We start from the raw sequence: 25,094 nt of genomic DNA, 5'->3' as shown, positions 1-25,094 counted from the left end.
TCCGGTTTTCAACATGAGGTGGTAATGAACGATTACAAGATGACGCCAGGCGAGTTGCGCGCCACCTGGGGTTTAGGGACTGTATTCTCCCTGCGCATGCTCGGCATGTTTATGGTCCTGCCCGTTCTGACCACGTACGGTATGGCGCTGCAGGGCGCCAGCGAAGCATTAATCGGTCTGGCAATTGGTATTTACGGCCTCGCTCAGGCCATCTTTCAAATTCCCTTCGGCCTGCTCTCGGATCGCATCGGCCGCAAGCCGCTGATCGTCGGCGGGCTGGTGATTTTTGTCGCTGGCAGCGTGATTGCCGCCCTCTCCCACTCTATCTGGGGCATTATTCTCGGCCGTGCGCTGCAAGGCTCCGGGGCGATTGCCGCCGCTGTCATGGCGCTACTCTCCGACCTGACCCGCGAGCAGAACCGCACCAAAGCGATGGCCTTTATCGGCGTCAGTTTTGGCGTCACCTTCGCCATCGCTATGGTGCTTGGCCCAATCATCACCCATAAACTGGGTCTGCATGCGCTCTTCTGGATGATCGCCGGTCTTGCCACGCTCGGTATCGCGCTAACGCTGTGGGTAGTGCCAAACAGCACCCAGCACGTACGCAACCGTGAATCGGGGATGGTGAAAGGCTGTTTTAGCCTGGTAATGGCGAACCCGAAGCTGCTTAAGCTCAACTTCGGCATTATGTGCCTGCATATGCTGCTGATGTCGACCTTTGTCGCCCTACCGGGCCAGCTGGAAGCTGCCGGGTTTGCCGCAGCGCAGCACTGGAAAATCTATCTCGTCACCATGCTGGTGTCGTTTGTCTCCGTCGTGCCGTTCATTATCTATGCCGAAGTGAAGCGCAAAATGAAGCGCGTCTTCCTGCTCTGCGTCGCCCTGCTGGTGATCGCGGAAATTGTGCTGTGGGGCGCGGGCCCGCACTTCTGGGAGATTGTGATCGGCGTACAGATCTTCTTCCTCGCCTTTAACCTGATGGAAGCGCTGCTGCCGTCGCTTATCAGTAAAGAAGCGCCCGCAGGCTATAAAGGCACGGCGATGGGCATCTACTCCACCAGCCAGTTCCTTGGCGTGGCGATTGGCGGCTCGCTCGGCGGTTGGGTTGATGGCTTTTTCGACTCCCAGACGGTCTTCCTCGCCGGCGCGCTGCTGGCGGTAGTCTGGCTGCTGGTCGCCAGCACCATGCAGGAGCCGCCTTATGTCAGCAGTTTGCGTATCGCGATCCCTGAGGATGTTGCGGTGGATAATGCGTTGCAGCAACGGCTGCTGGCAATGGATGGGGTGAGCGAAGCGATGGTGGTGCCGGAAGAGCGCAGCGTCTATGTGAAGATAGACAGCAAGGTGACCAATCGTTTTGAAGTGGAACAGGTGGTTGCGGGTTAAACGTGAAGCGCCCTCCCCCGCACGGGAGAGGGCAAGCGATTAATCGCGGAAGTTCTTAAACTGGAACGGCTGGCCTAAGTTACCGCCGCGTACCAGCGCCATGGCGGCCTGCAGGTCGTCACGGGCTTTACCGGTCACGCGGATCTCTTCACCCTGAATCTGCGCCTGCACCTTCAGCTTGCTCTCTTTAATCAGCTTGATGATCTTCTTCGCCGTGGCGGCGTCAATCCCCTGCTTGAGCTTGGCTTCAACAAACCAGGTTTTACCGCTATGGACAAACTCTTCCGGCACTTCCAGCGAGGTACCTTCAATGCCGCGCTTTAACAGCTTGGCGCGCAGGATATCGAGCAGCTGGTTGACCTGGAAGTCAGACTCGCTCAGTACTTTGATGGTTTTATTGGTTTCGTTTAATTCAAACGTCGCTTCAATGTTACGAAAGTCGAAACGCGTGGCCAGTTCGCGGGTCGCATTTTCGACGCCGTTTTGCACTTCGCGCAGATCAATTTCGGAAACAATATCGAAAGATGGCATCTTTTCTCTCCCTCTGTAATTTCAGCGATGCATAATACCCGCACTGTGTATTAACACAATCTTGAATACTGGAAGCTTAGCTGACAGCGCTATACTTATCGCTGTAACACCTGGCGCAGTTGCAGGTGAGGAGGAATAATGAGAATTACCGTACTGGGATGCGGCGCCTTAGGGCAACTGTGGTTAACGGCACTGTGCAAACAGGGACATGAGGTACAGGGCTGGTTACGTATCCCGCAACCTTATTGCAGTGTGAACCTGGTTGAAGAAGACGGCACGATTTTTAATGAGTCCCTGACGGCTAACGACCCCGATTTCCTGGCCCGCAGCGATCTGCTGCTGGTCACGCTCAAAGCCTGGCAGGTCTCCGATGCGGTTAAAGGGCTGGTTTCCTCGCTCTCGCCCACCACGCCGGTGCTGCTGCTGCATAACGGCATGGGCACCGTAGAAGAGCTGAAATCCCTGCCCAATCCGCTGCTGATGGGCACCACCACCCATGCCGCGCGCCGCGATGGCAACGTGATTATTCATGTCGCCAGCGGCATCACCCATATTGGCCCGGCGCGCGCGCAGGATGGCGAGTTCAGCTATTTGGCCGACACGCTGCAAATGGCGCTGCCGGATGTCGCATGGCACAACACCATTCGCCCCGCACTCTGGCGCAAGCTGGCGGTGAACTGCGTGATCAACCCGCTAACGGCGCTGCGCAACTGCAAGAATGGCGATCTGCGCGATGCGCCGGAAGAGATAGAGAAGATCGCCCGCGAAGTGGCGGCGGTGATTGAGCGTGAAGGCCACCATATCTCCGCCGACGAGCTGATCGCCTATGTCCACCAGGTGATTGAGAGCACGGCGGAGAATATCTCATCGATGCTGCAGGATGTGCGCGCGATGCGCCATACCGAATGCGATTACATTACCGGCTATCTGCTCAGACGCGCCCGCGCGCACGGTATCGCGGTGCCTGAGAATGCCCGGCTGTTCGACCTGATTAAACGTAAGGAGAGTGAATATGAGCGCATCAGCTCTGATATGTCTCGCCCCTGGTAGTGAAGAGATGGAGGCGGTCACCACTATCGATCTGCTGGTGCGCGGCGGGATCGCAGTGACCACCGCCAGCGTGGCCAGCGACGGCGAACTCGCGATCGTCTGCTCGCGCGGCGTAAAACTGTTAGCGGACGCCCCGCTGGTTGAGGTGGCAGACGGGGATTACGACGTGATCGTGCTGCCCGGCGGTCTGAAGGGCGCGGAGTGCATGCGCGATAATCCGCTGCTGGTAGAGACCGTGCGCCAGTTTCACCTCTCCGGGCGCATCGTTGCGGCGATCTGCGCGGCGGCCGGCACTGTGCTGGTGCCTCATGAGATCTTCCCGATCGGCAATATGACCGGTTTTCCTGGATTGAAGGAGACGATCCCGGAGGAGCAGTGGCAGGATAAGCGCGTGGTGTGGGATCCGCGCGTCAATCTGTTGACCAGCCAGGGACCGGGTACGGCGATTGATTTTGGCCTGAAGATTATCGATCTGCTGGTCGGGCGCGAAAAAGCCCACAACGTGGCGTCACAGCTGGTGATGGCGGCAGGGATTTATAACTACTACGAAGCGTAAGCTTGGTACTGTTTGCCGGATGGCGCTGACGCTTATCCGGCCTACGGGTATGTGCGGTCTGAATGCCGGATGGCGCTGATGCTTATCCGGCCTACGGGTAGGTGCGGTTTGTTTGCCGGATGGCGCTGACGCTTATCCGGCCTACGGGTATGTGCGGTCTGAATGCCGGATGGCGCTGATGCTTATCCGGCCTACGGGTAGGTGCGGTTTGTTTGCCGGATGGCGCTGACGCTTATCCGGCCTACGGGTAGGTGCGGTCTGTTTGCCGGATGGCGCTGGCGCTTATCCGGCCTACGGGTAGGTGCGCTCTGTTTGCCGGATGGCGCTGGCGCTTATCCGGCCTACGGGTAGGTGCGGTTTGTTTGCCGGATGGCGCTGACGCTTATCCGGCCTACGGGTATGTGCGGTCTGTTTGAATACTATGCGGCAAACGAATCATGGCATGCTGCACCGCGTAGGCCGGATAAGGCGAAGCCGCCATCCGGCACAATCCACGGTGCTATCCATGGCACAACGCAAAACTACGGGCGATAAACCTTCACATTGGTAAAGCCCTGCTCACGCAGATAAAGCGCCTGCAGGCGGCTCATCACGCCGCGCTCACACCACAGCAGCCAGGTTTTGCTCTGATCGAGATCGCCAAACTTGGTGCTCAGCTTGTAGAACGGCAGCGACACCACATCTACGCCTTCCAGCTGCAACGGCTTGTCATCCTGCTCATCGATGGAGCGGATATCGAGGATCGCGTCATTCTCACCGAAGCCGGTTACCGTTTCGACTTCCACCACCTCTTCCGAGGTCTGCTGCGCGATTTCGCGAATATCGATATTGCTCGCTTCCGCGACCACTTTCTCAAGGATCGAGAAATCGAAGTTCGCCTCTTCCGCTTCGATCTTGCCTTTAACCGCTTTAACCGTCGGCTTTTTGGAGATCACGCCGCAATACTCCGGCATGGTGCGGGCAAAATCTTCGGTGCCAATTTTGCGCGCCAGATCGATGATGTGCTCTTTGTCGTGAGAGATAAGCGGGCGCAGGATCAGCGTATCGGAGACGTTATCAATCAAACGCAGGTTGGTCAGCGTCTGGCTGGAGACCTGGCCCAGCGCTTCGCCGGTCACCAGCGCCTGCACGCCGTAGCGCTCGGCAACCTGAGAGGCTGCGCGAACCATCATGCGTTTCAGCACCACGCCCATCTGGCCGTCGTCGACTTTTTCGAGGATCTCGCCAACCACCGGCTCAAAGTTGATCGCCACAAAGCGCACGCGATGGGAACTGCCAAAGCGGTTCCATAAATAGTGCGCCACCTGACGTACGCCGATTTCATGCGCCGCGCCGCCGAGGTTAAAGAAGCAGTAGTGTACGCGGCAGCCGCGACGCATCAGCATATAGCTGGATACGCCGGAGTCGAACCCGCCGGAAATCAGCGACAGCACATCTTCCTGGGTGCCGATCGGGAAGCCGCCAATACCTTCATAACGGCCCTTCACCAGCAGCAGGCGATCGTCTTCAATCTCCAGATGCACGGTCACATCCGGATGGGTCAATTTAACCTTTGCCGACGCAACGTGTTGATTAAGGCCGCCGCCGATGTAGCGTTCTGCTTCGATCGAGCTAAACTCATGTTGCCCGCGGCGTTTTACCCGCACGCAGAAAGTTTTGCCTTCGATTGCATCGCGATACTGCGCCAGCGCTTTCTCAAAAATGTCGTGCAGAGAGGTAAACGGAACATCTTCCACCTCCAGCACATGGTGAATGCCCGGCACGCGGGTCAGCGCATCGCGGATGGCCAGACGTTGAGTTTCGTCTTTGGCACGCACTTCAATATGGTCCCAGTGGCGCACAACAGCGAGCGCCTCATCGTAGTGCTTCAGAACGTTACGAATGTTCCCGGTGAGAATTTTAATAAAGCGCAAACGCACAGATTGGCTTTTGATGGTGATTTCCGGGAACAATTTAATGATAAACTTCATGGCGGCAATGGTTCGTTGGCAAGCCTGCAAAGGCCTGTAGAGGAAAATTTACAGCAGCCCCTACCCGCGGCTGCATCCAGGCGCGGAAGTATACCACCATCGCGAAGATCATGTGCAACGCATTACCACTGAGCGTTATTTGCTATGTGCCCCGACTTCGCTACCATAACGTAGTCGGAATAATAGAAGAGTCAGACATTCACTATGCCAAAGAAAAACGACGCACCCGCCAGTTTCGAAACCGCACTGAGCGAACTGGAACAGATTGTCACTCGTCTTGAAAGCGGTGAACTGCCGCTTGAAGAGGCCCTGAACGAATTCGAACGCGGCGTCCAGCTGGCCCGCCAGGGACAGGTTAAGCTTCAGCAGGCGGAGCAGCGCGTACAGATCCTGCTCTCCGATACCGAAGAGGCGCCGTTAACCCCTTTCGCTCCGGATGCTGAATAGATGGATTTCAAACAACAACTGCAGGCCTGCGTTGAACAGGCCAACGACGCGCTGCGCCGTTTCATCGATCCCCTGCCCTTTCAGAACACTCCGCTGGTTGAGGCGATGCAGTATGGCGCACTCTTAGGCGGTAAGCGCCTGCGCCCATTTTTGGTTTATGCCACCGGCCGCATGTTCGGCGTCAGCCAGCAAACGCTGGACGCGCCCGCCGCAGCGGTGGAGTGCATTCATGCTTACTCATTGATGCATGACGATCTGCCGGCGATGGATGACGACGATCTGCGTCGCGGTCTGCCCACCTGCCATATTAAATTTGGCGAAGCCAATGCCATTCTCGCGGGCGATGCCTTGCAGACGCTGGCCTTCTCGATCCTGACGGAAGCGCCGATGGCGGATGTCGCCGCAGAAGATCGCCTGGCGATGGTCGCCACGCTCGCAAACGCCAGTGGCGTTGCCGGGATGTGCGGCGGGCAGGCGCTGGATCTGGCAGCGGAGAATGAGCAGGTTTCTCTGGAAGGGCTGGAGCAGATCCACCGCCATAAAACCGGGGCGCTTATCTGCGCGGCGGTAAAAATGGGCGCGCTGAGCGCCGGGCAACGCGGTCGCGACGCGCTGCCGCTGCTCGAACGTTACGCGCAGTGTGTCGGCCTGGCGTTTCAGGTTCAGGATGACATCCTCGATGTGGTCGGCGATACTGCGACCCTTGGCAAACGCCAGGGTGCTGACCAGCAACTGGGTAAAAGCACCTACCCCGCACTACTGGGCCTTGAGCAAGCCCGCACGAAAGCCCGCGATCTGATTAACGATGCCCGCCAGGCGCTGAGCCTGCTGTCGGCGCAATCGCTGGATACGACGGCACTGGAAGCACTGGCGAATTACATAATCCAGCGTGATAAATAACGATATAACACGATGAGTCCGAGTCTCTGATGAGTTTTGATACAGCCAAATACCCGACGCTGGCGCTGGTTGATACCACGCAAGAGTTGCGCCTGCTGCCGAAAGAGAGTTTACCGAAACTGTGCGACGAACTGCGTCGCTACCTTCTCGACAGCGTAAGCCGCTCCAGTGGACACTTCGCCTCCGGGCTTGGCACGGTTGAACTGACCGTGGCGCTGCATTACGTCTATAACACGCCCTTCGATCAGTTAATCTGGGACGTCGGCCACCAGGCCTATCCGCACAAAATCCTCACCGGTCGCCGTGACAAAATCGGCACCATCCGGCAGAAAAACGGCCTGCACCCCTTCCCGTGGCGCGGCGAGAGTGAATATGACGTGCTGAGCGTCGGCCACTCCTCCACCTCCATCAGCGCCGGGATCGGCGTGGCCGTTGCGGCAGCGAAAGAGAATAAGCAGCGCCGTACCGTCTGCGTAATTGGCGATGGTGCCATCACCGCGGGTATGGCGTTTGAAGCGATGAACCACGCCGGGGATATTCGCCCCGATATGCTGGTGGTGCTCAACGACAACGAGATGTCGATCTCCGAGAATGTTGGCGCGCTAAATAATCATCTGGCGAAGCTGCTCTCCGGCAAGCTCTACTCCACCCTGCGCGAAGGCGGCAAAAAAGTGCTCTCCGGCGTGCCGCCGATCAAAGAGCTGCTGAAACGTACCGAAGAGCATATTAAAGGCATGGTCGTGCCGGGCACGCTGTTTGAAGAGCTGGGCTTTAACTATATCGGCCCGGTGGACGGTCACGATGTGCTGGCCCTGGTGCAGACGCTGCGCAATATGCGCGATCTGAAAGGCCCGCAGTTCCTGCATATCATGACCAAAAAAGGGCGCGGCTATGAGCCGGCCGAAAAAGATCCCATCACTTTCCACGCGGTGCCGAAGTTCGATCCGACCAGCGGCACCCTGCCGAAAAGCAGCGGCGGCATGCCGAGCTATTCGAAAATCTTCGGCGACTGGCTGTGTGAAACCGCCGCCAAAGATAACAAGTTAATGGCCGTTACCCCGGCGATGCGTGAAGGCTCCGGCATGGTTGAATTCTCGCGCAAATACCCCGGGCAATATTTTGATGTCGCCATTGCCGAGCAGCACGCGGTCACTTTTGCCGCCGGTCTGGCGATTGGCGGTTATAAACCGGTGGTGGCAATCTACTCCACCTTCCTGCAGCGCGCCTACGATCAGGTGATCCATGACGTGGCAATCCAGAAGCTGCCGGTGCTGTTTGCTATCGATCGCGCCGGGATTGTTGGCGCGGACGGCCAGACCCACCAGGGGGCGTTTGATATCTCCTATCTGCGCTGCATCCCGGAGATGGTGGTGATGACGCCGAGCGATGAGAACGAATGCCGCCAGATGCTCTTTACCGGCTACCACTACGCGGATGGCCCGAGCGCCGTACGCTACCCGCGCGGCAACGCGGTCGGCGTGACGCTGGAGCCGCTGGCGAAGCTGCCTATCGGTAAAGGCGTGGTGAAACGCAAAGGCGAGAAGGTGGCGATCCTCAACTTCGGTACTTTGCTGCCGGAAGCAGCTAAAGCCGCCGAGGCGCTGAACGCGACGCTTATTGATATGCGCTTTGCCAAGCCGCTCGATGAAGCACTGATCCTGCAGGCGGCCGCGCAGCATGAGGTGCTGGTAACGCTGGAAGAGAACGCCATTGCGGGCGGTGCCGGCAGCGGCGTTAACGAAGTGCTGATGGCGAAACGCAAGCCGGTGCCGGTGCTCAACCTCGGCCTGCCGGACTTCTTTATTCCGCAGGGTACGCAGGATGAAGCGCGCGCCGAGATTGGCCTCGACGCCGCCGGTATCGAATCGCGCATCAAAAACTGGCTCGCCTGATTCCGCCCTTTTCCGCTCCTGCTATGCTTAAGCCTAATTCGTGAACAGCAGGAGTGGAACCATGCAATACAACACATTAGGGAAAACAGACCTCAAAGTTTCCCGCCTTTGCCTCGGCTGTATGACCTTTGGCGAGCCGGACCGGGGTAAACATGCCTGGACGCTGCCGGAAGAGAGCAGCCGCCCGATTATTCAGCGCGCGCTGGAAGGCGGGATTAACTTCTTTGATACCGCCAACAGCTACTCCGACGGCAGCAGTGAAGAGATCGTTGGCCGGGCATTGCGCGATTTCGCCCGCCGCGACGAAGTCGTTGTCGCTACCAAGGTTTACCACCAGGTCGGCGATCTGGCAGAAGGCCTCTCCCGCGCGCAGATCCTGCGCTCCATCGACGACAGCCTGCAACGCCTCGGCATGGAGTATGTCGATCTGCTGCAAATCCACCGCTGGGACTACAACACGCCGATTGAAGAGACGCTGGAAGCGCTGAACGATGTGGTGAAAGCGGGCAAAGCGCGCTTTATCGGTGCCTCTTCTATGCACGCCAGCCAGTTTGCGCAGGCGCTGGAGTTACAGCAGCAGCACGGCTGGGCGCGCTTTGTCACCATGCAAAACCACTACAACCTGATCTACCGTGAAGAAGAGCGCGAGATGCTGCCGCTCTGCTACAAAGAGGGCGTGGCGATTATTCCGTGGAGCCCGCTGGCGCGCGGACGTTTGACCCGCCCGTGGGGGGAAACCACCGCCCGTCTGGTCTCCGATGAGTTTGGCAAAACGCTGTATAGCGAAACGGATGCCAACGATGCGCAGATCGCCGAACGTTTGGCGAGCGTGGCAGAGGAGTTGGGCGCGTCGCGCGCGCAGGTAGCGCTGGCGTGGCTGTTGAGTAAGCCTGGCGTTGCCGCCCCGATTATTGGCGCGTCGCGTGAGGATCAGCTGGAAGAGTTGTTAGGTGCGGTAGAGTTAACGCTGAAGCCGGAGCAGATTGCCGAGCTGGAGATGCCCTACAAACAGCACCCGGTGGTGGGATTTAAGTAGTCCGCAGAGCAGATAGGTTGCCGGATGGCGGCTCGCGCCTTATCCGGCCTACGCCCAGATGTTAATTCAGTGTCGTAGGCCTGATAAGCGCAGCGCCATCAGGCATTACGCCGCAGCCTGATAGTGCTAAATCAGCCCAATTGGCCAATGATGACCAATCACGTAGAGCAACCCGGCGGCGACAATCCCGGCGACGATATCGTCGACCATAATCCCCATGCCGCCGTGCACATTGCGATCGAACCAGCGGATCGGCCACGGTTTCCAGATATCAAAAATGCGAAACAGCACAAACCCAACGGCCACCCACTGCCAGTCGTTAGTGGGCAGCGCCATCAGGGTGATCCACATGCCGATAAACTCATCCCAGACGATACTGCCGTGATCGTGCACGCCCATATCTTTTGCCGTCTGATGGCAGAGATAAACGCCCAGCGAGATCCCCAGCATCACCAGCAGCGAATAGAGCTGCCAGGGCAGGAAAGTCATCAGCCACCAGAAGGGGATCGCCGCAATCGACCCCATGGTGCCTGGCATAAACGGGATCAAACCGCTGCCAAACCCGGTCGCCATCAGGTGCCAGGGGTTACGCATATTAAGACGGCTTTTTGCGATATCTTTATCTTTAGTGCGATGCAAAATGGTCATATCCTTTCCAGTCGAGGGTGACGGCTTTTCCCTCGCGAGTGAAGTAGAGCCCCTCCCCGTCCGCACCCATCTGCCCAATGCAGGTAAACGGTGCGCCCAGCTGACCAATCGCTACATCCAGTGCGCCGCGGTTCAGCTCAGGGACGGTAAAGCAGAGTTCATAATCCTCTCCGCCGGACAACGCCCAGCGCAGCGCCTGATCCGGCTCGACGTGCCGACGCATGGCATCAGACAGAGGGATCGCATCAAGATCGATCCGCGCGCCAAAGCCGCTCGCTTTCAGAATATGACCCAGATCGGAGATAAGACCGTCAGAGAGATCGATGGCCGAACTTGCGAGGTTACGCAGCGCCTGACCCTGCAACACACGCGCCGTCGGGCGCAGATGGCGCTTTTTCAGGTAAGCCGCATCTTCGCTGTCGCTGACAGTTAAACGGTTTTGCAAAATCGCCAGCCCGGCAGCGCTGTCGCCCGGCGTACCGGTGACATAGATCCAGTCGCCCGGCTTCGCGCCGGAGCGCTTCATCGCACGGCCTGCCGGCACATAGCCATGAATACCGATGGTCATCGACAGCGGCCCACGGGTGGTATCGCCGCCGATAAGCTGCATATCGTAGTAACTTATTTGCTCAAACAGACTGTCGCTGAAGGCCTGCAACCACGCTTCGTCGGCTTCTGGTAGCGTTAACGCCAGCGTCAGCCAGGCAGGATCGGCGCCCATCGCCGCCAGATCGCTGAGATTAGAAGCCATTGCTTTCCAGGCCAGATCGGCAGGATCGATATCAGGGAGAAAATGGTTACCCGCCACCAGCGTGTCGACGCTGATCGCCAGAGTCTGTTTTTCGGGGACATTGAGCAGCGCACAATCGTCACCGATACCGGTTTCGACGTCGCGACGTGAAGTTCGTACGCGGTCAAAATAACGGGCAATCAGGGAGAATTCACCGCATGCCATACGTTATTCCTCTGTAGAAAAAAGAAAAAGCCGGGACCGGCGCGCTGAAAGCATCGCCCGTCACCGGCTTGCGGATCACTTCTTGTGGGGACGGATCGCAGGTGCGGCTTTATCCAGCACGCCGTTCACAAACTTATGGCTGTCTTCAGCGCCAAAGGTTTTAGCCAGTTCGATAGCTTCGTTGATCGCCACTTTGTAGGGCACATCATCACGTTTTGAGAGTTCGAACAGCGCGATACGCAATACCGCTTTCTCAACCTGACCCAGCTCTTCGAGCAGACGGGAGAGGTATGGCTTCATCAGGCCATCGAGATATGCGCTATTAGTCGCCACCCCGTTCAACAGTTCACGGAAGTACACGACGTCTACATCTTTCACGTCCTGTTCCGCCAGGAACTGGTATTCAACATCAGTGATGTCGTTCTGGGACAACTGCCAGGAGTAAAGCGCCTGAACGGCACACTCACGGGCGCGGCGACGAGCAGCAGGTTTCACGTAATTCCCCTTACAAAATTCAAGCCTTGATGGCTTTCAATACATTAATCATTTCAAGCGCGGTCAGTGCGGCTTCCGCACCTTTATTACCGGCTTTGGTGCCAGCGCGTTCGATGGCCTGTTCAATACTTTCTGTGGTGAGCACGCCGAAAGCGACCGGAATGGCGCTCTCCTGCGCGACATGCGCCAGGCCGTTGCTTGCGCCGCCTGCCACATACTCAAAGTGCGCAGTGCCGCCGCGAATCACGGTGCCGAGCGCAATCACGGCATCGTATTTGCCGGTTTTCGCCAGCTCGCCAGCGGCCAGCGGCAGCTCGTAAGCGCCCGGAACCCACACGACGGTGATGTTATCGTCCTGCACCTGACCAATACGTTTCAAGGCATCGATCGCGCCTTCCAGCAGACTGTCATTGATAAAGTTGTTGAAACGCGCAATGGTGATGGCGACGCGAGCGTCCGGAGCAGCAACGTTGGCTTCAATAATGTTCATACACTTCCTTCACAGGTTCAGTTCGGACCCCGCAGGGGGGCGGATTTTAGCATACTATTTAACGCGCTGCTTCCCTTTTACAGCAGGCTTCACGCGTTGGTGAGGTGCAGGCAAACATCAGGGCCAACCTGCCGTATCTCACTGAAATTAAAGCGCGGCGCATCGGCAAGCGCCGTTAATCCCGGCAGCTTGCACAGACCGCGCGCATCGCTGCCTAACAGTTTAGGCGCAAGATAGACCACCAGCTCATCAACCAGGCCCGCGTTCAGCAGCGCGCCTGCAAGCTCTGCGCCCGCCTCAACCCAGACGCTGTTGATCTGCTGTTTGCCGAGCATCATCATCAGCATCACCAGATCGGCATGGCCGTTATGCTCCGGAACGATGATTTCGCGCACGCTCTCAGGCCACGCGCGCGCATCGGCTTTGGTGCGCGCAAACCAGGTCTCACCCGGCTGGCTGACGATTTTATGCTGCGGCGTCACGCGGTTCTGGCTGTCGATAATAATGCGCAGCGGCTGGCGCAGATCCGCTTCGGGATAGAGCGCCTGGCTATCGCTGTTTAATTCGTTCCAGCGCACGGTCAGCGACGGATCGTCCGCCAGCACCGTGGCGCTGCTGCTGAGAATGGCATGGCTCTGCGCGCGCAACTGCTGCACGTCGCGGCGCGCCTGCACAGAGGTGATCCACTGGCTTTCGCCGCTCGCCATTGCCGTGCGCCCGTCGAGCGACGCGCCGAGCTTAAGCTGCACATAGGGAAAACCGGTGCGCATACGCTTGAGAAAGCCTTTATTGAGCGCTTCGGCCTCGCTCATCATCAGGCCGTGGCTCACCGCAATCCCGGCCTGCTGTAAGCGATATAATCCGCGCCCGGCAACCTGCGGATTGGGATCCTGCATGGCAGCAACGACCCGCGCTACTCCGGCGGCAATCAGCGCATCGCAGCAGGGCGGCGTGCGCCCGTGGTGGCTACAGGGTTCCAGCGTCACATACGCCGTGCCACCGCGCGCGCGATCGCCCGCCATGCGCAGGGCATGCACTTCCGCGTGCGGCTCACCGGCGCGGTAATGAAACCCTTCACCGACAATCTCGCCATCGTTAACAATCACGCAGCCGACGCGCGGATTCGGATGGGTGGTAAAGCGGCCGCGCTGCGCCAGTTTCAGCGCGCGCGCCATGTAGATTTCATCCTGCATCATCAGTCCTGTAGACGGGCGATCTCTTCGCCAAATTCGCGGATATCCTCGAAGCTGCGGTAGACGGAAGCAAAGCGCACATAGGCCACTTTATCGAGCTTTTTCAGCTGCTCCATCACCAGATTGCCGATCATCTTACTCGGCACTTCGCGTTCGCCGGTTGCGCGAAGTTGCGATTTAATATGGTTTAACGCCATTTCTACGTCATCGGCGCTCACCGGACGCTTCTCCAGCGCTTTCAACATGCCGCTGCGCAGCTTCTCTTCATTAAAGGGTTCACGCACATCATTGCTTTTTACTACGCGCGGCATCACAAGCTCTGCCACTTCAAAGGTGGTGAAACGCTCATTGCAAACCAGACACTGCCGACGGCGGCGAACGGATGAACCTTCTCCCACCAGGCGGGAATCGATGACTTTGGTGTCCACGGCGAAACAGAATGGGCAATGCATACGGGGTCCTGACGTGAGAGTAAACTGAAATCTATTTTAACCTGAAGTGGCATGACAACAAAGGCAGACCCTTTTTGAGACAATGGATCGATGGCAAGGCCGCAGTTGCGATCTACCATTACAGCAATCCTCCCCTTCAAGGAAACAGACGCAATGACAAGACGTTACCTAAGAACACTGTTGCTGGGAAGCCTTTTTACCCTCAGCGCCTGCGCCCCGCAAAGCGAAGTCCGCCAGCTCCATCAAAGCGTCAGTACGCTCAATAAAGAGATGAGCAAGCTGAACCAGGAGACGGTCAAAATCACACAGCAAAATAGCCTTAACGCCAAATCCGGCAGCGGTGCCTACCTGCTGCCCGGTGCCAATACGCCTGCGCTGCTGAAAAGCCAGATTGGCACACTGCGTATGTCGCTGAAAGATATCGCACCAAACGCCGCCGGAACGCGCGTTGTGTTGCATATTCAGGGTCAGTCCAACGATCCGCTGCCCGCCTTTAGCGGCACCATTGAGTATGGTCAGCTTCAGGGCACTACCGAGAACTATCAGGAAGTGAATGTGCAAAATCAGCTGATTAACGCTCCGGCCAGCACGCTGGCACCGAGCGATGTCGACATTCCGTTGCAGCTTAATGGCATCACGCCTGAGCAACTCGGTTTTGTGCGCGTTCACGATATCCAGCCCGCTAACGTTCAGTAACCACCCTGCTGCGGGCGAGCCTCTCGCCCGCCCTTTCGCGGCTCCGTTTTTCAGCCACTCTGCAACCTTGATATTCATCAATTGGCATTATCAATAAATGCCAGTACAATCGCCGCCGTTTAAACGACGCAAACGTGAACGCAATCGATTACGTATATGTCAATAATGTGAAACAACACATATTTTTGTGAGCGTGGATACTTATAATAGGCGCGCAGAAATATGAAACATTTAGCAATGTAATGCGTGCTTACTTTCACTCCCGTCTGGGATCTTAATCAGTGGCGTAATGATGAAAAAAACTCTCCTCGCAGCCGGTGCCGCACTGGCGCTTACCGCTTCTTTCTCTGCCAGCGCAGCGGAAACCAGCAAACCTGAATTTGTCTCCGACTGGTGGCATCAGAGCGTGAACGTGGTGGGCAGCTATCACACCCGTTTCGGACCGGTTCCGCGTAATGATACCTATCTGGAGTATGAAGCCTTCGCCAAAAAAGATTGGTTCGACTTCTACGGCTATCTGGATGCACCGGTCTTCTTCGGCGGCAACTCCGGCGCGAAGGGGATCTGGAACCACGGCTCTCCGCTGTTTATGGAGATCGAACCGCGCTTCTCCATCGATAAGCTGACCAATACCGATCTGAGCTTCGGTCCGTTCAAAGAGTGGTATTTCGCCAACAACTACATCTACGACATGGGCCGTAACGCGTCCGGTCGCCAGAGCACCTGGTACATGGGTCTGGGCACCGATATCGACACCGGCCTGCCGATGAGCCTCTCCCTGAACGTCTATGCGAAATACCAGTGGCAGAACTATGGCGCAGAGAACGCAAACGAGTGGGACGGCTACCGTTTCAAAGTGAAATACTTTGTACCGATTACGCCACTGTGGGGCGGCCAGCTGAGCTATATCGGCTTCACCAACTTCGACTGGGGCTCCAAACTGGGCGATCGCCGTTACTACAGCAATGGCGAACAGCAGCGTACCAGCGACTCCATCGCGTCGAGCCACATCCTCGCGCTGAGCTACGATCACTGGCACTACTCCGTCGTTGCCCGTTACTGGCATAACGGCGGTCAGTTCAAAGATGATGCGATGCTTGGCACTACTACCGTCCGCTCTACCGGCTGGGGTGGCTACCTGGTGGTCGGCTACAACTTCTGATTCTGCTCTCTGAAAAAGCCGACCACGAGTCGGCTTTTTTATGAATAAACGCCGCTGAATAAAAATCCGAAAACAGACCTTTCCAGTACACCAGTACCAATCCTCCCCATCCATTGCTCATCACCATGCTTTAAAATCCGCTCCTGAGAGGAATTTACTCTAAGGAAAAGAGAACCATGTGGGCCGTAGAAATGGAGGGCATCAGTAAGAAATATTTACTGGGCCAGGTGTGGGTAGATGCCCTTAAAGACGTCACGCTCAACATTGCAGCAAACCGCTTTACCGTCCTGTCCGGGCAATCCGGCAGCGGCAAAACAACCTTACTCAACTTAATCGGCGGCATCGATCGACCCGACAGCGGGTTTCTGACGATTGCTGGCCAGCCGATGGCGGAGCTGGATGATGACCAGTGCAGCGAATTTCGCGCCCGCCACCTCGGTTTTATCTTCCAGAACTTCAACCTTATCCCGGTGCTGACCGTGCGCGAAAACATCGAAGTTCCGCTGCTGATACAGCATAAAAACCCGGCGTATCGCCAGCAGCGCATCGATGAGATGCTCGACAATGTCGGTCTGGCGCATAAGGCTGACTCGCTGCCTAACCAGCTCTCCGGTGGTCAGCGCCAGCGCGTTGCCATCGCCCGGGCGCTGATCCACCGTCCCGCGCTGATTGTCGCCGACGAACCCACCGCTAACCTCGACAGCAAAACCGGTGCCGCCATTTTGCAGCTACTGCGCCATTTACAGCGTGAATACGCGGTGACGGTGGTGTTCTCCTCCCACGATCCGCAGGTGATTGCCGCCGCGGACGATCTCTATGTGGTGCATGACGGTAGCGTCACGCGCCCGGCAACGGTGTAAGGGGGGATAATGCAAACCACAACGCTGATGAAACACGCACTGCGTAACTTACTGCGCAGCCGCCGACGTACGCTCTCGACCCTCTGCGCCATTGTCGTGGGGGCGATAGGCATTCTGCTGTTCGCGGGCTATAACCAGTCAATTGAGTACAGCCTGCAAACCACCTTTGTGCGCGATAAAGGCCATCTGCAGATCCAGCAGCGGGACTATCTTTTGCACGGCACCAGCAACCCTGCGCTTTACAGCATTCATAACTATCAACAAATCGTCGATATCCTCATCCGCGACCCGGTGCTGAAAAAGATGATTGCCGTTACTACGCCGGTTCTCTCCCTGACCGGTCTCGCAGGCCACTACGCGGTCGGTACCTCGCGTCCGGTGTTGATCTATGGCACAGAGGCAGTCGGTCAGGCGCAACTGGATAAATGGGATGAATATCAGATAGGCGCAGATCTCATCGACCGTAAACCACTGACGGGTACCCAGCCGGAGGCCGCCCTGATTGGTCGCGGGCTGGCGCGCCTGCTGCTGCTGTGTGATTTTGTCAAAGATCAGCCCTGCGCGCCGCCGCAGACGAGAGAGAACAGTGCCAGCGCGCTGCCTGACGATCTGCTGGAGCTGTCGCAAAGCGCCCGCGATACGCGCCCACCGGCCACGGGATCGCATATTGAACTGCTGGCCGCCTCCGCCGCCGGTGCGCCAAATATTGTCCGCGTCAACGTGCTGGGCACCCAGCCGCAGCAGGCACGCGAGCTGGATGACTCCGTCGTCAGCCTGCACCTGCGCCAGGCGCAGCAGCTGCTTTTCGGCCAGGAGACGCCCGGCGTAACGGCGATCCTGCTCCAGTTACACAGCAGCAAAGAGATGGAAGCCGCGCGGGCGCGTCTGCATCAGCTCTTCGCCAATAAACTCTCCGGCGAACCGCTGGCGGTGTATGACTTCACGCAGCTACAGCCGCTCTACAACCAGGTGCTGGCGATGTTCGGCAAGATCTTCTCGTTCCTGCTGGCGCTGATCCTCTGCATTGCGCTCTTCACCGTCGGCAACACCATGAATATGGCAGTGATGGAGCGCACGGTGGAGATCGGCACCCTGCGCGCGGTGGGGCTAAAGCGTGGTGATATTCAGCGTCTGTTCCTGAGCGAGGGGGCGCTGCTGGGCGCGATTGGTGCCATCTCTGGCGTCATTATCGCGCTGGGGCTGGCCTGGGTTATTAACCGCTCCGGGATGACATGGCAGCCACCGGGCGTCACCTCGCCGCTGCCGATCCGCATCAGTATCTGGGGCGAGTGGCGCATGATGGCCAGCGTCACGGGCACCCTGCTGCTGGTGACCGTGCTCTCTTCCTGGTGGCCCGCACGGCGCGCCTCGCGTGTGTCGATTGTTGAAGCGCTACGCCATATCTGATGCAACACCCTGAATAAAAAGGAGGAATTCATGTCATTACGGAAAAAGAGCCTGACCTCAGCGTGGCTGGCCATCCTGTTGGTCAGTGCCGCACCGGCATCTGCGGCGCTTAACGCCCAGCAGATCCTGAAAAAAAGCGATGAGGTACGTAACCCGGATCGCTCCTTCAGCCTGGTGACCACGCTTATCAGTTACAAAAATGGCAAACAGCATGAAACCAGCGAACTGATGCTCTACTCCCGGGTTGCGCCGGACGGCGGCCAGTTTCGCAGCCTGCTGCGCTTTATCAGCCCGCAGCGCGACGCCGGTAAACTGACGCTGAAAAGCGGTCGCGATTTATGGCTTTACGATCCCACAAGCCAGGCGAGCGTGCCGATTTCACCGCAGCAGCGGCTGATGGGGCAAGCCTCTAACGGCGATGTCGTTACCGCAAACTGGGCGGCAGATTACCAGGCAAAGCTGGTGGGGGAAGAGCGGATCCAGGATGGTGAGCGGCAGATGCGCGACTGCTACCACCTGCATCTGGAGGCGCAAAACAGAGACGCGGCCTATCCATCGATGGATTTATGGGTCGATAAGACCGACTTTAAGAGCCGCAAAGCAGAATTCTATGCCGTTAACGGCAACCTGCTGAAAACCACCTTCTATCGCCGCTATGCGCCCGTGCTGGGCGGCATCCGCTCGACCGAAGCGGTGATTATTGATGGGGTTAATGCGCACTGGGTTACCGTGCTGCGCCAGAAGGATTTCCAGTGGCGCGACGTACCGGAGTCCTGGTTACAGCGTGATTATCTCGCCCATTTCCGGGATGCGAATTCATGACACGATCGCCCCTTTCCCTTCTCTGGCTAATGCTGCTGGCCACGCTGCCAGCCGCGCCCGCGCTGTCGCAGGAGGATGAGACCCTGGCTGCCCTCGATCTGGCAGACAGCGCCGAGTTCAATCCCGATGCCTATCAGGCGCTGAATATGATGTTTGAAGCGGCCAGCAGCATCAATCATCAGCAGGAGAAAGAGCAGCGGCTGTCGCTGGATATGCGCCTGGACAAACCGCTTGGTGAGAAGTGGCGGCTGGTGCTCTCCAACCGCCTGGACAGCCGGTTTACTCACCGGCTCAGCGAAACCCGTTATACCAATACCCTGCGCGAAGCGTGGCTCAGCTACCACCTGACGCCGCAAATGATGCTGGATATGGGCCGCATCAACACCCGCTACGGCGTCGCGCTGGGCTATAACCCCACGGATTTTCTCGGCCGGGGCACGGTGCGGTCCGTCACCTCTGCCGATCCGGAAACCCTGCGCAACAACCGCATGGGCAATGGGATGGTGCGCCTGCAACACTTTTGGGACAACGCCGCCGTTAGCGTGCTCTGGGCACCGAAAATCCGCAGGGGCAGCGCCGATCGCAGCGCCAGCCTCGACTGGCAGGCCAGCAATCCGCGCGACCGCCTGCTGCTGAGCGCCAGCTACCGCTTTGCGGAGAACTTCAACCCGCAGCTGCTGCTGTTTAAAGAGCAGCAGCGTGAGCCGCAGTTCGGTCTCAACCTGTCGCGGGTGCTCTCCCGCTCAACGCTGATTTATGGCGAGTGGGCCGGCGGGCGTCAGCCCTACAGCTGGCAGGAGACGCTGCTGCCGGAGAGCCAGTGGGATATCGCCTGGCGCAACCGCGTGGCGGCGGGTCTCACCTGGACCGGCGAAAACGATCTGACGCTGCGGCTCGAAGGGCACTACAACGGCAGCGCCCAGCCGACCGTGGCCGGGCAGGATCCGCGCCGCAGCGTGCTGTTGCAGGCTTACTGGAAGGATTTTTTCGCACAGTACGATCTCAACCTGATTGCACAGCGGGATTTGCAGCGGCATAAGAATATGGGCTTTGCCGAACTGCGCCATCATCTTGGCCCACTGGATGTGGCGTTGCAGTGGCAAAAAATCTACCTGCTGAATCTGAGTGAGCGCCGCTGGCAGATCTCACTGGATTACTGGCTGTAAGCCATCGCCCAGCCGATGCAGGAGAGAATAATGGCCGGGCCAAATGGAAAGGGCTGCTGACGCGCGGCGCGAAAGAGCAGCAGCCCGCTCGCCAGCCCGATGAGTGCTGCAATCAGCATAATATCAAACAGTGCCGGTATGCCGTGCCATGCGCCGATGCCGGCAAAGAGCTTCATATCCCCTCCCCCGATGCCATCGCATCCGCGCCAGCGCGCAAATCCATAATTCAGCAACCAGAGGATAAAAAAGCCGACTGCCGCAGCCAGCATATGCTCCTGTAGCGTCGGAAGAAGTGGCTGACGTAGCCAGGCGCAGAGCAGCGCCAGCAGCATAAAGGGATAAGTCAGCACGTCCGGCAGCAGCATATGGTCGATATCGATAAAAAACATCGCCACCAGCAGACTCAGCAGCGCCAGCGTCAGCAGCGCCGTCGGGTTGATGCCATTATGGGCAATTACCGCCGCGAACAGCAGCGCCATCAACGCTTCAACAGCCGGGTAGCGAACGCTTATGCGCTTCTGACAGCAGTGGCTGCGCCCGCGCAGCCACAGCCAGCCGAGCAGCGGAACATTGTCGCGCGCATTTATCCGCGTCCGGCAGTGGGGGCAAAACGACGGCGGCCAGCTCAGGCTTATCGCTTCTCCCTGCATCTTTCGCGGTAAACGGTAGATCACCACATTGATAAAACTGCCGAAAATCGCGCCGAGCAGCGCAAAAAAGAGGCTTTCCACAGGGTTATCGCTCCGGTTTATTAAGCAGCGAGCGGCAGGCGGAGGGGAGCGGTGCGGAGAGCACCTCCGGGGTTTTGAATATCCACTGTTCGTAGCGCTCCGCCTGTTTGAAGTTCTTTATCTCAGGCGGGAAGAGTTCGCGGCGCAGCGGCGTACCGCGGCCTTTGCTGAAGACGCCCACCCAGCGCCCCTGCTTGTCATAGCTCATCCCCCATTCGCGCGAGCCGGTGAGCGGATCGGCAAACCACTGGCGCAGATGCGCGACGGGCTTTTTATCGCGGCTGTCTTGCAGCAGATCCTCAAAGCCCAGCGGAAAGCAGCCGCTGCCATTTTTCTGATAACTGTGGATCGCATTGCGGATCTGCACGCCGCGAAAAAAGAGTTCCTCCTCCTGCTGCTGGCGAAATTGCACCTCGCGCGAGCGGGTCTCTTTCAGTAAGGAGAGCGACAGCATGGTGAGCATCAGCAGCACCCACAGGTAGGTGAAACCACCCTCTTTCGAGGTCTTACTCCTGCGCATGTTCCTGCTCCGGCAGGGAGGGCGAAGTGACATCGATAATCTGATCGTTTTCATCACGCTTCACTTGCCAGTTATCGCGTCGCTGGGTGACGGGATCTAAGGGAATATCAAACAGGTATCCCTGCTCGACCAGTTCCTCCAGTTGCTCCGGCCCGCTCAGGCGATCGTGACGCCAGGCGGCAATCGCCGAGCGCAGAGCATTGCGGTTATGCTGCAACACCACAATTTTTGCGCGCTCGGTTTGATTAAAAAAGCGCGGTGCGACCAGCGTCATCAGCGTGGCGATAATCGCCATCACCACCAGTAACTCGATCAGCGTAAAACCTTTTTCACCACTGCGCATACGGCACTCCATTCAGTCCGGGCTGCATGCTGGTGGAGCTGACATCCCAGATATCCTTCCCGCCGGTGCTTTCGCCGGGTGCCTGCGTTGAGGCGCGCAGCCGCCAGGTTTCGCTGTTCGGCTTACCTTCACAGTCACAGAAGGGATCGCGCGGGATGGCGCGCAGCAGGTAGATCTTCTCCCGGTTGGCCGACTTTTTATTGATCACGCCATCCACCAACTGATTCAGCGACACCGGCCAGTTCGACATATCCGCCTCTTTTTCGATAATCCCCTCTTCGCTCAGTTGCGCATAGCGATCGAGAGCGGTGCGGATCTCGCGCAGCGCCACGCGCAGCGCCTCCTCGTTGCGCTGCTGGATCTGACGCTGGTAAATCGGGATCGCGGCGCTGGCAAGGGTGGCGAGCAGCGCCAGCGATACCAGCATCTCAATCAGCGTAAAGCCGTTGCGCTGCGCCATTACTGCTTGCCTTTCGCAAGGGTTGGTGCCGGCACTTTTTTCAGCGCCGGAAAGGTGGCCGGTGGCGTCAGCGGCGGCGGCGCAAAGTGCGAGGCTTCCGGCGTCTCCTCTGCGGCTGGCGGCAGGTAGACGCTTTCACCAGGCGCATCTTCGCTGCCCATCTCAATGGTGTTGATATGGGAGCCCGGCAGGTCAATGCTGCGCTCAATGGTCGGTGTGATCAGCAGCACCACTTCCGTCCGCTCATGGTTACTTTCATGGCTACCGAAGAATTTGCCGAGCAGCGGCAGATCCGCCAGCCCCGGCAGACCGTTCAGCCCTGCGCTGTCGCTCTCTTTGATCAGCCCCGCCAGCATCTGCGTCTCCCCGTTCTGGCTGCTGAGCACGGTGGCCGCATCGCGGTTGTTGGTGCGATAGTAAGCGACGCCATCTTTCGAGTGTTCAGCGCTGCCGATGGTGCTGAGGTTAAACTTCACATCCATCGAGATGGTGTTATCGACGCTGATATCCGGCGTGACTTCCAGTTTCAGGCCGACATCCTGATACTCCACCTGCTCTTGCGAAAAGCCCTCGGAGATACTGCTGGTCAGCACCGGGATGCGCTCGCCAATCTCCACCACCGCTTTTTTATTGTTTTTCACGCGGATGCGCGGGTTAGCCAGCACGCGACCATGGGAGCGGATCTTCTGCATATTGGCGCTCAGCCCCTGGCCGGAGCCGAGATTGACGAACATATTATTTTTATTCAGGGCGTTAATGGCGATGTTGCTGTTGCCGGACTCAATAGCGTTAAAGCCAATACCAATCTGCCCGGGGAAGTTGATACCCAGGGATTCAACATCTTTGGCGTCCACTTCCAGCACTTCGACCGCCAGCGTCACCTCCGCTTCCGGACGGTCGAGGGTCAGCAACAACTGCTCGGCTTTTTCCACGCTTTCACGCGGGCCGCGAAAGGTCACCGAGTTGGTACGCTCATCGACATGGACATCGCGCAGCTTAATCAAGTTACGCAGCGCCACATTCAGCTCTTTCGCTTTGGCGTAACCAAGAAAGACCGTTTTCACCACCGTATCGCGGTAGAGCTTCTCTTTTTGCATCGTGGCGGGATAGATCAACAGCGTGTTGCCATTGAGGATCTTTTTACGCAGCTGGTTGGAGAGCAGCAGCAGATTGAGGGCGTTCTCCGCGCTGGTATCGTGGGCGATCAGGCTGGCGGTAGCCGCATCGGAGACATCCTTATCGTAGATGATATTGATGCCGGTAATCTGGCCGATGGCGGCGAAGATCTCCTTCAGATTATGTTTGCTGAAGGTAAAGCTTACGGGCTTGCGCAGCTCGCGCTTGATCTTCTTCTCCGGCTGATTCTGCACGGCTATTTCACGCATCAGACGGTCGCGCATCTCCGCCGCCTGCGGCCAGCCGGGCGACTCTTCAAGGATCTGCTGGATTTTGGCTAACGCCTGCTCCGGGTCGGTTTGGTACTGCGCCCTCGCCTGTTGGTAGAGCTTATCCAGCACGCGCAGCCGGTCGATTTTCTGTAATCCCTGCTGCGCGACAAAGTGACCCGGCTGATAGCGCAGCACCGCTTCCCACGCGCGGCTCGCCGCAACATAGTTATTTTTCGCCGCCGCCTGGCGGGCTGTCGCGATATAGCCCTCCACCAGTTGTGTCACCAGCAGTTGCCGCTGCGTTCGCAACTCAACGTCCTGCGGGTGGTTTTTAAGCTGGCTATCGATACGCTGCAACGCATCAAGCAGCGACGCCGTCTTGACGGGCGTGGCACCTTCCGGCGCAACCGGTTTGCTGCTTACGCAGCCCGTCAGCAGCGCAAGGGCACATACCATAGTGAGAATCGGTTTTTTCATTGTGTTGTTACGGCTTGTGTAGTCAAAGAGTTAAGGCTGATGCTGTACGGCTCATGCCCCGGTAATGATTCAAAAAGCAGATTGTCCTGCGCTATCGCCTGCAGTCGCCAGTCGGGTGTGATCAGGCCGCCAGGCCGGATATACCCCGCTTTACGACAGGCATCACAGAGCAGCCAGTTACGTGCGCCATCCGTCAGGATGACGATGCGCATGCCGTTGCGGATCCACAGCCCCACCGCGCGAAAAGGAAAGGTGACGCTTTGCGCCTTTGCCACCGGCGCGGGCGCGGCCGCTTTCGTTACCGGCGCGTTATAGACCGGGAAGAGATCGGCAATCGCACTGGCATCATCCGCGACGCGTAGCGGGCGGTTCGCCTGGCGCGGTAGACGCGCCTCATCTGGCGCAGCCTGGCTCATCTCAGGCCCGTTTTCTGCACCTTCGTCGGTGAGATGCACCCAGAGAAGCAGCCCGGCGGTCAACAGCAGCAAGAGTTTGAGATATCGCGGCAGCTTCATGACGCCTCCAGACCCGATGCCAGGCTCAGCGTTAACTGCAATGTGATCAGCAGATGGCCGCTCTCCGGGCTGGCGCGGCTGATGGCGAGCCTGTCGACATGAAAGATCAGACTTTTGCTCATGGTGATGAGGGATCGCGTCAGGTTTTTCCACTCGCCCTGTAGCGGAATGGTCAGCGCCAGCGCGCGTTGACGCCCTTTGCCGTTTTTGCCGAATTGATAGCGGCTGCCGTCAACCTGCAGGTGGTTCTGCTGAAAAATGTCGAACACCGCTTTCACCTGCTGATACTCGGTATCATTCAGCGTACGCTGTAAAAGAGCCGCGCTATTGTCAGGCTGCGGCGAGAGCGCCAGCGGTTTATCTAATTGCAGCTCCAGCTGCGCATTTTCACTGAGCAGCATGCGGTTTTCCGGCGCAAGGGAACACTGCCAGTAACCGACCATCAGCAGCGGTACGAGCACTGCCAGCAGCGGCACCCTGCCCGTTTTTTCCACCAGAGAGGCCAGCGACCAGCGTAGCCAGGGTAAAGAGAGGGAGAATCGCATA

At 58.0% G+C, this 25,094-nt stretch carries 28 protein-coding genes; 13 read left to right on the top strand and 15 right to left on the bottom strand.

Going from position 1 to position 25,094, the window contains the following annotated elements:
- Positions 1–24: 24 nt before the first annotated feature.
- Entirely contained in the window at positions 25–1,386 is a 1,362-nt protein-coding gene (locus tag ACWPW2_RS04080; RefSeq protein ID WP_454121712.1) for an MFS transporter, read from the top strand.
- Between the two features lie 39 nt (positions 1,387–1,425).
- On the opposite strand, the gene ACWPW2_RS04075 is transcribed toward ACWPW2_RS04080, so the two are convergent.
- The gene (locus ACWPW2_RS04075; RefSeq protein WP_023481915.1) at positions 1,426–1,917 is read right to left on the bottom strand and encodes a YajQ family cyclic di-GMP-binding protein; all 492 of its coding nucleotides are present in this window, start codon (positions 1,915–1,917) and stop codon (positions 1,426–1,428) included.
- A gap of 138 nt (positions 1,918–2,055) precedes the next feature.
- On the opposite strand from ACWPW2_RS04075, the gene panE reads away from it, so the two are divergent.
- Positions 2,056–2,967 (top strand): 2-dehydropantoate 2-reductase, encoded by a 912-nt coding sequence (gene panE / locus ACWPW2_RS04070; RefSeq protein ID WP_454121711.1) that lies wholly within the window; start codon positions 2,056–2,058, stop codon positions 2,965–2,967.
- Positions 2,930–3,523: a protein deglycase YajL gene (gene yajL, locus ACWPW2_RS04065; protein ID WP_454121710.1), complete on the top strand. Its 594-nt coding sequence runs from the start codon at positions 2,930–2,932 to the stop codon at positions 3,521–3,523. Before panE ends, yajL begins: the two co-directional genes overlap by 38 nt.
- Positions 3,524–4,044: 521 nt before the next feature.
- On the opposite strand, the gene thiI is transcribed toward yajL, so the two are convergent.
- Positions 4,045–5,493, bottom strand: coding sequence for a tRNA uracil 4-sulfurtransferase ThiI (gene thiI, locus ACWPW2_RS04060; RefSeq protein ID WP_023481926.1), 1,449 nt, complete (start codon positions 5,491–5,493; stop codon positions 4,045–4,047).
- A gap of 204 nt (positions 5,494–5,697) precedes the next feature.
- Between thiI and xseB the strand changes: the two genes are divergently transcribed.
- The 4 genes from xseB to ACWPW2_RS04040 all read left to right on the top strand — a co-directional run bounded on the left by xseB (position 5,698) and on the right by ACWPW2_RS04040 (position 9,768).
- Positions 5,698–5,940 carry an exodeoxyribonuclease VII small subunit gene (gene xseB / locus ACWPW2_RS04055; RefSeq protein WP_023481901.1) on the top strand — a complete coding sequence of 81 codons (243 nt, stop codon included), beginning with the start codon at positions 5,698–5,700 and terminating at the stop codon, positions 5,938–5,940.
- Positions 5,941–6,840: a (2E,6E)-farnesyl diphosphate synthase gene (ispA, locus tag ACWPW2_RS04050; RefSeq protein ID WP_454121709.1), complete on the top strand. Its 900-nt coding sequence runs from the start codon at positions 5,941–5,943 to the stop codon at positions 6,838–6,840.
- 29 nt (positions 6,841–6,869) lie between these two features.
- Positions 6,870–8,732 carry a 1-deoxy-D-xylulose-5-phosphate synthase gene (gene dxs, locus ACWPW2_RS04045; protein WP_454121708.1) on the top strand — a complete coding sequence of 621 codons (1,863 nt, stop codon included), beginning with the start codon at positions 6,870–6,872 and terminating at the stop codon, positions 8,730–8,732.
- A 61-nt stretch (positions 8,733–8,793) separates the two neighbouring features.
- Positions 8,794–9,768: an aldo/keto reductase gene (locus ACWPW2_RS04040; protein WP_454121707.1), complete on the top strand. Its 975-nt coding sequence runs from the start codon at positions 8,794–8,796 to the stop codon at positions 9,766–9,768.
- A 126-nt stretch (positions 9,769–9,894) separates the two neighbouring features.
- On the opposite strand, the gene pgpA is transcribed toward ACWPW2_RS04040, so the two are convergent.
- From pgpA to nrdR, 6 genes are all read right to left on the bottom strand, one after another.
- Positions 9,895–10,416: a phosphatidylglycerophosphatase A gene (pgpA, locus tag ACWPW2_RS04035; protein ID WP_454121706.1), complete on the bottom strand. Its 522-nt coding sequence runs from the start codon at positions 10,414–10,416 to the stop codon at positions 9,895–9,897.
- Positions 10,394–11,371 carry a thiamine-phosphate kinase gene (gene thiL, locus ACWPW2_RS04030; protein ID WP_454121705.1) on the bottom strand — a complete coding sequence of 326 codons (978 nt, stop codon included), beginning with the start codon at positions 11,369–11,371 and terminating at the stop codon, positions 10,394–10,396. The genes pgpA and thiL overlap by 23 nt, the downstream gene beginning before the upstream one ends.
- Before the next feature lie 75 nt (positions 11,372–11,446).
- A complete protein-coding gene (gene nusB, locus ACWPW2_RS04025; RefSeq protein WP_023481929.1) occupies positions 11,447–11,866 on the bottom strand; it encodes a transcription antitermination factor NusB in 420 nt (139 codons plus the stop codon).
- Positions 11,867–11,885: 19 nt separating this feature from the next.
- Complete coding sequence (ribH, locus tag ACWPW2_RS04020; protein ID WP_042712118.1) at positions 11,886–12,356, bottom strand: 6,7-dimethyl-8-ribityllumazine synthase; 471 nt, start codon at positions 12,354–12,356, stop codon at positions 11,886–11,888.
- A gap of 89 nt (positions 12,357–12,445) precedes the next feature.
- Entirely contained in the window at positions 12,446–13,549 is a 1,104-nt protein-coding gene (gene ribD, locus ACWPW2_RS04015) for a bifunctional diaminohydroxyphosphoribosylaminopyrimidine deaminase/5-amino-6-(5-phosphoribosylamino)uracil reductase RibD (protein WP_454123579.1), read from the bottom strand.
- Positions 13,550–13,551: 2 nt separating this feature from the next.
- Entirely contained in the window at positions 13,552–14,001 is a 450-nt protein-coding gene (gene nrdR / locus ACWPW2_RS04010; RefSeq protein ID WP_023481939.1) for a transcriptional regulator NrdR, read from the bottom strand.
- Between the two features lie 153 nt (positions 14,002–14,154).
- On the opposite strand from nrdR, the gene ACWPW2_RS04005 reads away from it, so the two are divergent.
- The 6 genes from ACWPW2_RS04005 (at position 14,155) to ACWPW2_RS03980 (ending at position 20,114) form a co-directional block, all read left to right on the top strand.
- Entirely contained in the window at positions 14,155–14,697 is a 543-nt protein-coding gene (locus tag ACWPW2_RS04005) for a SadB/YajI family lipoprotein (protein ID WP_023481909.1), read from the top strand.
- 292 nt (positions 14,698–14,989) lie between these two features.
- Positions 14,990–15,859: a nucleoside-specific channel-forming protein Tsx gene (locus ACWPW2_RS04000; RefSeq protein WP_023481920.1), complete on the top strand. Its 870-nt coding sequence runs from the start codon at positions 14,990–14,992 to the stop codon at positions 15,857–15,859.
- A gap of 176 nt (positions 15,860–16,035) precedes the next feature.
- Positions 16,036–16,719, top strand: coding sequence for an ABC transporter ATP-binding protein (locus ACWPW2_RS03995; protein WP_023481900.1), 684 nt, complete (start codon positions 16,036–16,038; stop codon positions 16,717–16,719).
- Positions 16,720–16,728: 9 nt separating this feature from the next.
- Positions 16,729–18,126: an ABC transporter permease gene (locus tag ACWPW2_RS03990; RefSeq protein ID WP_454121704.1), complete on the top strand. Its 1,398-nt coding sequence runs from the start codon at positions 16,729–16,731 to the stop codon at positions 18,124–18,126.
- Positions 18,127–18,156: 30 nt separating this feature from the next.
- Positions 18,157–18,948: an outer membrane lipoprotein-sorting protein gene (locus ACWPW2_RS03985; RefSeq protein ID WP_023481889.1), complete on the top strand. Its 792-nt coding sequence runs from the start codon at positions 18,157–18,159 to the stop codon at positions 18,946–18,948.
- Positions 18,945–20,114, top strand: a complete 1,170-nt coding sequence (locus ACWPW2_RS03980; RefSeq protein WP_454121703.1) for a hypothetical protein — start codon at positions 18,945–18,947, stop codon at positions 20,112–20,114. Before ACWPW2_RS03985 ends, ACWPW2_RS03980 begins: the two co-directional genes overlap by 4 nt.
- Here ACWPW2_RS03980 and ACWPW2_RS03975 read toward each other — a convergent pair.
- From ACWPW2_RS03975 to ACWPW2_RS03945, 7 genes are read right to left on the bottom strand one after another with little or no spacing between them, the layout of a single operon-like run.
- Entirely contained in the window at positions 20,102–20,845 is a 744-nt protein-coding gene (locus tag ACWPW2_RS03975) for a prepilin peptidase (protein WP_454121702.1), read from the bottom strand. The genes ACWPW2_RS03980 and ACWPW2_RS03975 overlap by 13 nt on opposite strands.
- Before the next feature lie 4 nt (positions 20,846–20,849).
- Positions 20,850–21,365, bottom strand: a complete 516-nt coding sequence (locus tag ACWPW2_RS03970; protein ID WP_454121701.1) for a hypothetical protein — start codon at positions 21,363–21,365, stop codon at positions 20,850–20,852.
- Positions 21,352–21,708 carry a type II secretion system protein gene (locus ACWPW2_RS03965; RefSeq protein ID WP_270222072.1) on the bottom strand — a complete coding sequence of 119 codons (357 nt, stop codon included), beginning with the start codon at positions 21,706–21,708 and terminating at the stop codon, positions 21,352–21,354. The genes ACWPW2_RS03970 and ACWPW2_RS03965 overlap by 14 nt, the downstream gene beginning before the upstream one ends.
- Entirely contained in the window at positions 21,695–22,168 is a 474-nt protein-coding gene (locus tag ACWPW2_RS03960) for a type II secretion system protein (protein WP_454121700.1), read from the bottom strand. Before ACWPW2_RS03960 ends, ACWPW2_RS03965 begins: the two co-directional genes overlap by 14 nt.
- Positions 22,168–24,033 (bottom strand): secretin N-terminal domain-containing protein, encoded by a 1,866-nt coding sequence (locus ACWPW2_RS03955; RefSeq protein WP_023481937.1) that lies wholly within the window; start codon positions 24,031–24,033, stop codon positions 22,168–22,170. The genes ACWPW2_RS03960 and ACWPW2_RS03955 overlap by 1 nt, the downstream gene beginning before the upstream one ends.
- On the bottom strand, positions 24,030–24,548 hold the full coding sequence (locus tag ACWPW2_RS03950) for a hypothetical protein (RefSeq protein WP_454121699.1): 519 nt from the start codon (positions 24,546–24,548) through the stop codon (positions 24,030–24,032). Before ACWPW2_RS03950 ends, ACWPW2_RS03955 begins: the two co-directional genes overlap by 4 nt.
- Complete coding sequence (locus ACWPW2_RS03945) at positions 24,545–25,093, bottom strand: hypothetical protein (protein ID WP_454121698.1); 549 nt, start codon at positions 25,091–25,093, stop codon at positions 24,545–24,547. The genes ACWPW2_RS03950 and ACWPW2_RS03945 overlap by 4 nt, the downstream gene beginning before the upstream one ends.
- Between the last annotated feature and the right edge of the window lies 1 nt (position 25,094).

It is taken from the genome of Kosakonia sp. Marseille-Q7440 (genome assembly GCF_965119485.1).
This window is presented reverse-complemented; position numbering and strand designations above follow the sequence as displayed.

What these genes read in the sequence shown, in the direction of transcription:
- ACWPW2_RS03955 (WP_023481937.1), bottom strand. Translation starts at nt 24,033, where the DNA reads ATGAAAAAACCGATTCTCACTATGGTATGTGCCCTTGCGCTGCTGACG.
- thiI (WP_023481926.1), bottom strand. Translation starts at nt 5,493, where the DNA reads ATGAAGTTTATCATTAAATTGTTCCCGGAAATCACCATCAAAAGCCAA.
- ACWPW2_RS03965 (WP_270222072.1), bottom strand. Translation starts at nt 21,708, where the DNA reads ATGCGCAGTGGTGAAAAAGGTTTTACGCTGATCGAGTTACTGGTGGTG.
- ACWPW2_RS03945 (WP_454121698.1), bottom strand. Translation starts at nt 25,093, where the DNA reads ATGCGATTCTCCCTCTCTTTACCCTGGCTACGCTGGTCGCTGGCCTCT.
- ispA (WP_454121709.1), top strand. Translation starts at nt 5,941, where the DNA reads ATGGATTTCAAACAACAACTGCAGGCCTGCGTTGAACAGGCCAACGAC.
- ribH (WP_042712118.1), bottom strand. Translation starts at nt 12,356, where the DNA reads ATGAACATTATTGAAGCCAACGTTGCTGCTCCGGACGCTCGCGTCGCC.
- ACWPW2_RS03950 (WP_454121699.1), bottom strand. Translation starts at nt 24,548, where the DNA reads ATGAAGCTGCCGCGATATCTCAAACTCTTGCTGCTGTTGACCGCCGGG.
- nrdR (WP_023481939.1), bottom strand. Translation starts at nt 14,001, where the DNA reads ATGCATTGCCCATTCTGTTTCGCCGTGGACACCAAAGTCATCGATTCC.
- dxs (WP_454121708.1), top strand. Translation starts at nt 6,870, where the DNA reads ATGAGTTTTGATACAGCCAAATACCCGACGCTGGCGCTGGTTGATACC.
- pgpA (WP_454121706.1), bottom strand. Translation starts at nt 10,416, where the DNA reads ATGACCATTTTGCATCGCACTAAAGATAAAGATATCGCAAAAAGCCGT.
- ACWPW2_RS03985 (WP_023481889.1), top strand. Translation starts at nt 18,157, where the DNA reads ATGTCATTACGGAAAAAGAGCCTGACCTCAGCGTGGCTGGCCATCCTG.
- ACWPW2_RS03980 (WP_454121703.1), top strand. Translation starts at nt 18,945, where the DNA reads ATGACACGATCGCCCCTTTCCCTTCTCTGGCTAATGCTGCTGGCCACG.
- yajL (WP_454121710.1), top strand. Translation starts at nt 2,930, where the DNA reads ATGAGCGCATCAGCTCTGATATGTCTCGCCCCTGGTAGTGAAGAGATG.
- thiL (WP_454121705.1), bottom strand. Translation starts at nt 11,371, where the DNA reads ATGGCATGCGGTGAATTCTCCCTGATTGCCCGTTATTTTGACCGCGTA.
- ACWPW2_RS04000 (WP_023481920.1), top strand. Translation starts at nt 14,990, where the DNA reads ATGAAAAAAACTCTCCTCGCAGCCGGTGCCGCACTGGCGCTTACCGCT.
- ACWPW2_RS03970 (WP_454121701.1), bottom strand. Translation starts at nt 21,365, where the DNA reads ATGCGCAGGAGTAAGACCTCGAAAGAGGGTGGTTTCACCTACCTGTGG.
- ACWPW2_RS03990 (WP_454121704.1), top strand. Translation starts at nt 16,729, where the DNA reads ATGCAAACCACAACGCTGATGAAACACGCACTGCGTAACTTACTGCGC.
- xseB (WP_023481901.1), top strand. Translation starts at nt 5,698, where the DNA reads ATGCCAAAGAAAAACGACGCACCCGCCAGTTTCGAAACCGCACTGAGC.
- ACWPW2_RS04040 (WP_454121707.1), top strand. Translation starts at nt 8,794, where the DNA reads ATGCAATACAACACATTAGGGAAAACAGACCTCAAAGTTTCCCGCCTT.
- ribD (WP_454123579.1), bottom strand. Translation starts at nt 13,549, where the DNA reads ATGCAGGATGAAATCTACATGGCGCGCGCGCTGAAACTGGCGCAGCGC.
- ACWPW2_RS03960 (WP_454121700.1), bottom strand. Translation starts at nt 22,168, where the DNA reads ATGGCGCAGCGCAACGGCTTTACGCTGATTGAGATGCTGGTATCGCTG.
- ACWPW2_RS04005 (WP_023481909.1), top strand. Translation starts at nt 14,155, where the DNA reads ATGACAAGACGTTACCTAAGAACACTGTTGCTGGGAAGCCTTTTTACC.
- ACWPW2_RS04075 (WP_023481915.1), bottom strand. Translation starts at nt 1,917, where the DNA reads ATGCCATCTTTCGATATTGTTTCCGAAATTGATCTGCGCGAAGTGCAA.
- panE (WP_454121711.1), top strand. Translation starts at nt 2,056, where the DNA reads ATGAGAATTACCGTACTGGGATGCGGCGCCTTAGGGCAACTGTGGTTA.
- ACWPW2_RS03995 (WP_023481900.1), top strand. Translation starts at nt 16,036, where the DNA reads ATGTGGGCCGTAGAAATGGAGGGCATCAGTAAGAAATATTTACTGGGC.
- ACWPW2_RS04080 (WP_454121712.1), top strand. Translation starts at nt 25, where the DNA reads ATGAACGATTACAAGATGACGCCAGGCGAGTTGCGCGCCACCTGGGGT.